Raw genomic sequence first — 7,535 nt, 5'->3', positions numbered from 1 at the left:
CGCACCCGGCCGAGGCTATGTAGAGCATCGCATTGACCACCTCGCGCATATCCGTCGTGCGAGGGCGACCGCCCCGTTTCGCAGGGGGCACAAATGGCATGATCAAAGCCCATTCCCCGTCCATCATATCCGATGGATATCGCAGTCCTTCCCGGCTATGTTCACGTCGGGCAATACCAGTCCATGTCACCATTCACTCCATCTCTTCGTAAAGACGGATGAATCACAACAGGCTGGTATTGTTCAAAAACTTTCGGATCAGGCTCTGAGAAAACGAGCGTTGGCACTGCGACCACTACCGCGACAATAATCAACAACGGTACCATTGCAGGATATCTGGCGGATAATACAGCAGCCAATCCGAATGGGAACGCCAACACCGTTGCGATTGGCGAAGGTGGTGGCGAGACATTCAACATTACCAATGAATCAGGTGCCACGATCGAGGGGGAGATCGTCCTCAACAAGAGCGTCACCAACTTTACGGTTGATCCGGGCTCCACCATTACCGGCAGTGTTCATGCCGATGAAGTTGCATCCACCAATACGGTCATTCTTGGCGGAGATTCCGCATCAACCGGCGTCATGTCTTCATCCCTTCAGGGCGTGGTCGACGGTTTTTTCCACCTTGGACAAGCACATGGGAAGCTGACAAGTCCATTAATTTGGGCGGGACGTGCGATATCAGCGGCATGACATCCGGCACGTCGGTCCAGCCCCTTGCGGGCACGGGCGATGTTGCGCCGGGGGCGAGACCCTGACGCTGTCTGACGCCAATGGTAATTATGGCGGCGCACTGTCGGGAACGGGTGGCTTGACGGTTGCTGGCGGGACGGAAATCCTGTCAGGGCAGAACAGCAGTTATACCGGTACGAGCACTGTGGCGTCCGGCGCGGTGCTGCAGCTTGGTACGCATGGGACATCCGGTTCGCTCGGGGCAGCCTGTCGCCTTCAGGACATGCCTGCCGGCTGGCTGTATCGCGCCACTTGCATTCGATGCATCGACCCTTTCTCATCTGCGGATCAGCAAAACCATGCGGATTGTCGCGGTTTCCGTGCGCGGACAGACGATCGCTTTTCCGGTCTCCCTGAACGGTTTTTCCGGCGCATTTGACCGTATCAGGACAATAAGGAAACAGGGTTGGGGCATATTGCCAGCCATGCCATGACGGACGGACAGGTTGCTTTCAGCCTGTCTGTCGTAGCGTGTTCCATTTTTCCGGACCGGCACCAGTGTTTCGAAGGCGGTGCGGTATGCCGTTTCCCACCATAAAATGAAAAGCAGATGCTCCACGGCGTGCAGTCATCCTGCCGGGTCGGGAGGCTGCCATGCCATGCATCCGGACTGGAGTGGCGGACGATCCATTCTGATTGCCTGCATGCGGTGGAGCATCAGGCAGATGGGCTGCGTCCGGCAGATGACGGCTTGCAATGCCGTGTCACTGGTCCCGCCCAGTGCGGCATCACGCCCGCACAACGGACCGTATGGAGATATATGTGGCCCTCACCCCTGCACGGGCTGCAGAATCTGGCTCAATATGGTCGCGGTGACGGGATCACGGTGGAAATCGAGGCAGCTTTCAATGCCTTCCAGATGCCGCGCCATAAGGAGGGACGCCTCGGCATACTTTTCCGCCAGCAGCAGGTCCAGCAGGTCATGATGGTCGGAAGACAGGCAGCATGTCGTATTATGCCGTTCATACATCGTGATGATCAACGACATGCGCAGGATCAGTTCCTCGGTAATGCTTTTCAGGACTTCGTTGCCCAGTTCCTCGATCAACGTAAGGTGAAACTGCCCGGAGACATGGATCATGGCAATTGCGTCGTGTTTTTCATGCGCCTCGGCTTCCTGCGCCATGATCCTGCGCAGTCGCGTTACCCCCTGTGTCGACAGCTTGCGGTAAGGACGCGCCAGCAGGCTGACTTCGATCAGGCGGCGGCTGGCCAGTACGTCACGTGCTTCCTGCGGGGAGGGACGACTGACAAATGCTCCGCGGCCGGGTTCCAGCGTGACGATATGGGAACGTGAGAGCGAGAGCAGCACCCGCCGGATCTTGGCGCGGTTGGAGCGGAAGATCTGGGCCAGTTCCTCCTCGGGCAGCTTGCTGCCGGGTGCCAGCTTGCGTTCAAGGACCGCCTTGCGCAAGGCATCAGCTATGCGTGCTTCTTCCCTGGCAGATGATCCCATGGCCCGTGTTCCCCCCCGGTTTTGCTGAAACGCATTTCTGTTGGGACAGTCTGCTGTTCCCGTCAAGGGGTTTGATATTGTGAACAATAATGGTTGACGAAATGCGTTTCCAAACCATACTGACTGACAAAGGTCGCTGATATGACCTGCCTCATCACGATTGGATGCCCTGCCCGTGCCGCGCCTGCTGCTTATCAATCCGAATACCGACACGGACATGACGCGCCGCATGGTGACTTATGCCAATGCCCTGTTTGACGGTGCAGTTGCGGTGGAAGCGGTAACCGCGCGTTTCGGGGCGCGCTACATTACCGACCGGGTATCCGTCACGATTGCGGGCCATGCGGTACTGGATGCACTGGCATGCGCACGTGGACCGTTTGACGGAGTGCTGGTGGCCTGTTTTGGTGATCCGGGCCGCGAAGCACTGGCCAGCATCTGTCCGGTGCCGGTTGTGGGCATGGCGCAGGCTTCCCTTATGCGGGCGGCACGGCTTCCGGGGCGGTTTTCCATCGTGACGGGTGGTCAGGAATGGAAGCCAATGCTGGCGGAACTGGTACAGGCCTTGGGGCTGGGCGCACACCTGGCCTCCATCCGGATCCTGCCCGCGGCGGGGAACGTACTGGCTAAGGGGGGGGCTGCCGCCTGCCGGCAGATCATACGGACCTGTAACGATGCCGTGCAGCATGACGGCGCGGCCCGCGTACTGCTTGGCGGCGCCGGGCTTGCCGGGTTTGCCGCGCGGATTGCCCCGGATGTCGCGGCGCCCGTCATGTGCTCCCTGCGCGAAAGCCTGCAGGAAGTCCGTAACCTGTTATCGCACCCCGCGCCGTCCCTGCGCCATCGTGCCCCGATGGAGACGGTGGGCCTGTCCCCGGAACTGCAGCGTTATCTGGCATCCGGGACGGATATCTGCGCGTATCAGGATTGAAATCCATTTTTGTAAACAATATGCGTTGACACGCATTTTGTACGCATATTATTTTACATCTGTAACGAGAGACATTTCTCTCAAGTATCATTTCACGTCGCAATCCCGACCTGTCGTGCGGGATAGAGAATAAAGGACACCGGCAATGTGCCTTGACGGAAAAAGCCTGATCGGATCGTATTCCTCCAGGTTGGCCGCGCCGCTGCCCCGTTTTTCCGTTCAGCCCGCCAGCCTGCGGGTTTTCCTGGCCATTACCACCGCGCTGGCGCTGAGTGCGCCACGCGGGGCCGCACTGGCCCGCACGGTCCAGACCCATTCCGCGCATGCCCGCCCCGCGACCGCGCAGCATACCGATACGGCAGCGCAGCCGCAGGGCGTCCGTGCCACCGGCGGGGCTGAACAGATCCGGGTGGGCGCGAGTGTTGTCCATTCGGCCGACGGCGTGACCGGACGCGCGCCCGGTGGAGGGCTGATCCAGAAGCAGACTGCCCCCAAGGCGCGCAGTACCGTGACGCCTGACTACATCATGAAGCAGTCCCCGGCGCAGAACGCCTATAACGCCGTCAAGCTGCTGCCGGGCATCGTCGTGGCGAACACCGACCCCGCCGGCCACGAAAAATCTGCCCTGAGCATGCGTGGCCTGACGCAGGACCAGATCGCCAATGTGTGGGAAGGCATGCCGCTGAGCAGTATCGGTGGCTACAACCTTGACGTGGCATGGGTAACGGACAGCGAGAATATCGGCAGCGTATCCGTGCAGCCCGGTTCATCCAATCTCGACACTCCCGCCATCAACGGGTCCGGCGGCATGTTCGAGTTCAAGACCCGCGATCCGTCCAAGAAATTTGGCGGACTGGGGGATGTGGGCGTGGGCAACCGTGACTATACCCGCCAGTTCCTGCGCGTGGATACGGGGGAATGGGGCAAGACGGGCATCCGGTCCTACATCTCGTTTTCCAACCAGCATGACACGTTCTATCATGGGCCCGGTCAGGAAGACTTCAAGCACATCGATTTCAAGATCCTCAAGGAATGGGGGGATGGCAATCGCGTGTCGTTGGTCGGTGGCTTTACGCGCGGTATTATCGGGAACGAGCCGTACTGGGACATGACCATGGCCAGCTGGAAGCAGAAGGGCCTCAAGAATGAACTGTCCGGCTCCTACGACCAGAACAATGCCGACGGTGGTACCGATTACTGGAAGCTGAACTGGCTGCATTCCAAGACCTTCAACATTGCAGCGCCATCACATTTCAATTTCGGGCGCCTGGCGCTGGATGTAACCCCCTACGTGGCCGCCAACCAGAAGGTCTATGGCTCGGGATTCAACCTGAACGATCAGGTTTATTATGGATATGGCGGCAGCCCGCAGTCCATTTCGATACCCAATCAGCTGCCGGGCCAGTCCTATGGTGTGACGGAGCAGTACAGCAGCCTGAATGAAATGCGTGGCGGCGTGAATGCCAAGCTGAGCTACAAGGTCGGGCACCACCACATCTACCTTGGCTACTGGTTCGATTATGACAATTCGACCAATCTGGTTGGTTATACCGGTGTCAGCAGCAGTGGCGATCCGGCGACATCATGGGGCAAGGCAAGCAAGTCACTGCGGCTGGCAAATGGCCAGATCTTCTATTCCCAGAATTACAGTGACATTTCCACTGTCAACGGGATCTATGCCGGCGATACGGTTACACTTCTGAACGGGCGGCTGGTTCTGGATGGCGGCATGCGCGTCACCATGATCCATCGGGATGGCACCGATAATATCCCGGGCCTGCAGCGCAAGGTCAGCGCTAACGAATTCATGCCCCTGCCGACACTGGGCGGCCATTTCCAGCTGAACAAATATGTGCAGATCTTTGGTGGGGTCTCGACGGGTGCCAAGGCGCCACCCGACAGCGCCATGATCACCACCATCAATCCCAATACCGGGCAGATCGCCAACCAGGGCGCAACCCGCATCCATGATGAATACAATATCACGGAAGAAGTGGGCGTGCGCTATACCGGTAAATACATCATCGGGTCCTTCACCTATTTCCATTACAACCTGTCGCATCATCAGGTTTCCACGTCCATGTTCCTGGGGAACGAGGCTATCGGGCAGGTCATTGACGCAGGCAACCAGACCACCAACGGCTTTGACGCGGAAATCGGCACGCGGCCCATTCACCATTTCCGCCCCTATGCATCGATGCAGTACCTGCATTCTACCATCGACAATGATATTCAGGGCCTGCCCACCAAGGGAAAGATGGCGGTCAATACGCCCACATGGGCGGCCTCGCTGGGGGTGGACTGGGATAACGGGATTTTCTTCTGGAATTATGGCCTGAATTACTTTTCCAAACAGTATTCGACCTTCATGAACCAGGAAGCCCTGCCGTCGCTGTACACCATGAATGCGACCGTAGGCGCGCGCCTGCCCCGCAACAGCCTGGTCGGGCGCGGGCTCAGCTTCCTCAAGAGCCCGGAAATCATGCTGTGGGTCAACAATATGATCGACAGCCATGCATATTCCGCCATCAACAGCGTCAGCCTGACCAATACGACCATTGGCAAGATTCAGGGCACGGCACCCACCTACAATACACTGGGTCGTTTTTCGGCTGTCGTGACCTTCCGTGCAGGGTTCTGAGCGGGCATCATGTAATGGGATACACACGCGGGCATGACCTTCACACGGCAGGCACACCCCAGCATAGTGTCCTGCGGAGGTTACGCGCATGAACATGCACACACGACCGGAAGCCGTTTCACGTTTCCCGGTCATGCAGCCAGGGGGGGAAGATGACAGGTTGCGTAATCGCGACCTGTTACCTGCGGAACGGCAGGACTGGGGCTGGTACGATTACCTGTCCTTCTGGATGTCGGATGTGCATAGCGTTGGTGGCTATGTAACTGCGGGAAACCTGTTTACGCTTGGCCTGCCTTCGGGGCTGGTGTTTGCTGCCCTGCTGGCGGGTGTGCTGATTGTCAACGTCCTGTGTAACCTTGTCGCCGTGCCCAGCCAGCGCACGGGCACGCCGTTTCCGGTTGTGTGCCGCATGTCCTTTGGCGTGCTGGGGGCCAATATCCCTGCCCTGATACGTGGTGTGATCGCCGTATGCTGGTACGGGATACAGACGTGGCTGGCGTCGAATGCGCTTGTCGTGCTGGCCCTGCGGCTTGTTCCCGGCCTGACGCCATGGGCGGAGGTCAGGCTGCATGGTATGCTGGGACTTTCCGCTGTGGGATGGGGGGCGTTCGCCCTGTTATGGCTGGTGCAGGCCGCCATTTTCTGGCGCGGGATCGAGACAATCCGCCGGTTTATCGAACTGGCCGGGCCTGCCGTTTATGCCGTCATGATCGCGTTGGACCTGTATCTGCTCCATCGTGTGGGGTGGCGCCATTTTTCCCTTCAGATTTCCGGTGTCGGCGCCCCCCTGCATGGCGGCACGCTTGTATGGACGGGCGTAAATGCTGTGGCCCTTGTGGTCTCCTATTTTTCCGGGCCGATGCTCAATTTTGGCGACTTTGCCCGGTATGGGCGCGGTGTTTCGGATATCCGGCGCGGTAATTTCTGGGGGTTGCCGTTCAATTTTGTCGGGTTTTCGGCCCTGACGATCTGTACCATTGCGCTGACGGCCCCCGCCTTTGGTCATGTCATGATCGATCCGGTGGAAACGGTGGCGCATATAGATAGCCTGACGGCGGTCATATTTGGCATGCTGACCTTCATCATTGCCACGGCAGGCATCAATATCGTGGCCAACTTCGTCTCGGCCTCGTTCGATTTTTCCAATCTGTCGCCCCGGCATATCAGCCTGCGTGGTGGTGGCATGATTGCGGCGGCAGGCTCCATCCTCATCATGCCATGGAAGCTGTATGGCAGCCCGCATCTCATGCACCTGACACTGGATGTGCTGGCCACGTTTATCGGTCCCTTATTCGGTATTCTTGTGTGCGACTATTATATCGTGCGACGTCGGCAGGTCGATGTGGCGGCACTTTATACAACCAGCCCGCAGGGCTGCTACTGGTACCGTAACGGGATCAACCCGGCTGCGGTCGTCGCCCTTCTTATCGCCGTCCTGGTGGGAAGCGCGGGCGTATTCATACCCGCATTATCGGCGCTGTCCGGATTTGCATGGTTCATGGGGTGCCTGACAGGGGGGGGAAGTTATCTTGCCCTGATGAAACTGGCCCGGGGAAGCTGACTGCAGGTAAAAACAATAAAAGTTTTTGATGAAGCTTTTTGTAGAAAGCTTCCGGGAACGCTGTTTTTGTAAAAAAGGCGGTAACCAAAAATATTTGTTTTTCCAGGGCCTGTTATACCAAAGGACGTAGCCACTGACTCGTGTGTGAAGTGACAAACGGCGCTGGCTCTGATTCTCTTGATGCGGGAGGATCTGGCTGATGACGAGGGCG

At 58.3% G+C, this 7,535-nt stretch carries 7 protein-coding genes; 4 read left to right on the top strand and 3 right to left on the bottom strand.

The window, feature by feature from the left end; genetic code table 11:
- Positions 1 to 193, bottom strand: a 193-nt coding sequence (locus CFR80_RS16215; RefSeq protein ID WP_146221631.1) for a transposase, incomplete at its 3' end; no start/stop codon positions are given.
- Positions 162 to 506, bottom strand: coding sequence for a hypothetical protein (locus CFR80_RS19490; protein WP_181418258.1), 345 nt, complete (start codon positions 504 to 506; stop codon positions 162 to 164). The genes CFR80_RS16215 and CFR80_RS19490, both read right to left, overlap by 32 nt.
- A 408-nt stretch (positions 507 to 914) precedes the next feature.
- On the opposite strand from CFR80_RS19490, the gene CFR80_RS16210 reads away from it, so the two are divergent.
- Positions 915 to 1,169, top strand: a complete 255-nt coding sequence (locus CFR80_RS16210; RefSeq protein WP_083819137.1) for an invasion associated locus B family protein — start codon at positions 915 to 917, stop codon at positions 1,167 to 1,169.
- Positions 1,170 to 1,504: 335 nt separating this feature from the next.
- Here CFR80_RS16210 and CFR80_RS16205 read toward each other — a convergent pair whose 3' ends face one another.
- Positions 1,505 to 2,191: a GntR family transcriptional regulator gene (locus CFR80_RS16205; protein ID WP_010516348.1), complete on the bottom strand. Its 687-nt coding sequence runs from the start codon at positions 2,189 to 2,191 to the stop codon at positions 1,505 to 1,507.
- A 175-nt stretch (positions 2,192 to 2,366) separates the two neighbouring features.
- Here CFR80_RS16205 and CFR80_RS16200 point away from each other — a divergent pair, with 175 nt between their 5' ends.
- From CFR80_RS16200 to CFR80_RS16190, 3 genes are all read left to right on the top strand, one after another.
- Positions 2,367 to 3,122 carry an aspartate/glutamate racemase family protein gene (locus CFR80_RS16200; RefSeq protein WP_232275962.1) on the top strand — a complete coding sequence of 252 codons (756 nt, stop codon included), beginning with the start codon at positions 2,367 to 2,369 and terminating at the stop codon, positions 3,120 to 3,122.
- A 145-nt stretch (positions 3,123 to 3,267) separates the two neighbouring features.
- Positions 3,268 to 5,763, top strand: coding sequence for a TonB-dependent receptor (locus CFR80_RS16195; protein WP_010516344.1), 2,496 nt, complete (start codon positions 3,268 to 3,270; stop codon positions 5,761 to 5,763).
- An 88-nt stretch (positions 5,764 to 5,851) separates the two neighbouring features.
- Positions 5,852 to 7,324, top strand: coding sequence for an NCS1 family nucleobase:cation symporter-1 (locus tag CFR80_RS16190; protein ID WP_010516343.1), 1,473 nt, complete (start codon positions 5,852 to 5,854; stop codon positions 7,322 to 7,324).
- The last annotated feature ends 211 nt before the right edge of the window (positions 7,325 to 7,535 follow it).

Origin of the sequence: Komagataeibacter oboediens (assembly GCF_003207815.1) — a bacterium.
Lineage (GTDB): Bacteria > Pseudomonadota > Alphaproteobacteria > Acetobacterales > Acetobacteraceae > Komagataeibacter > Komagataeibacter oboediens.
Note: the sequence above shows the minus strand (reverse complement) of the source record. Positions and strands in the feature narration are given on the sequence as shown.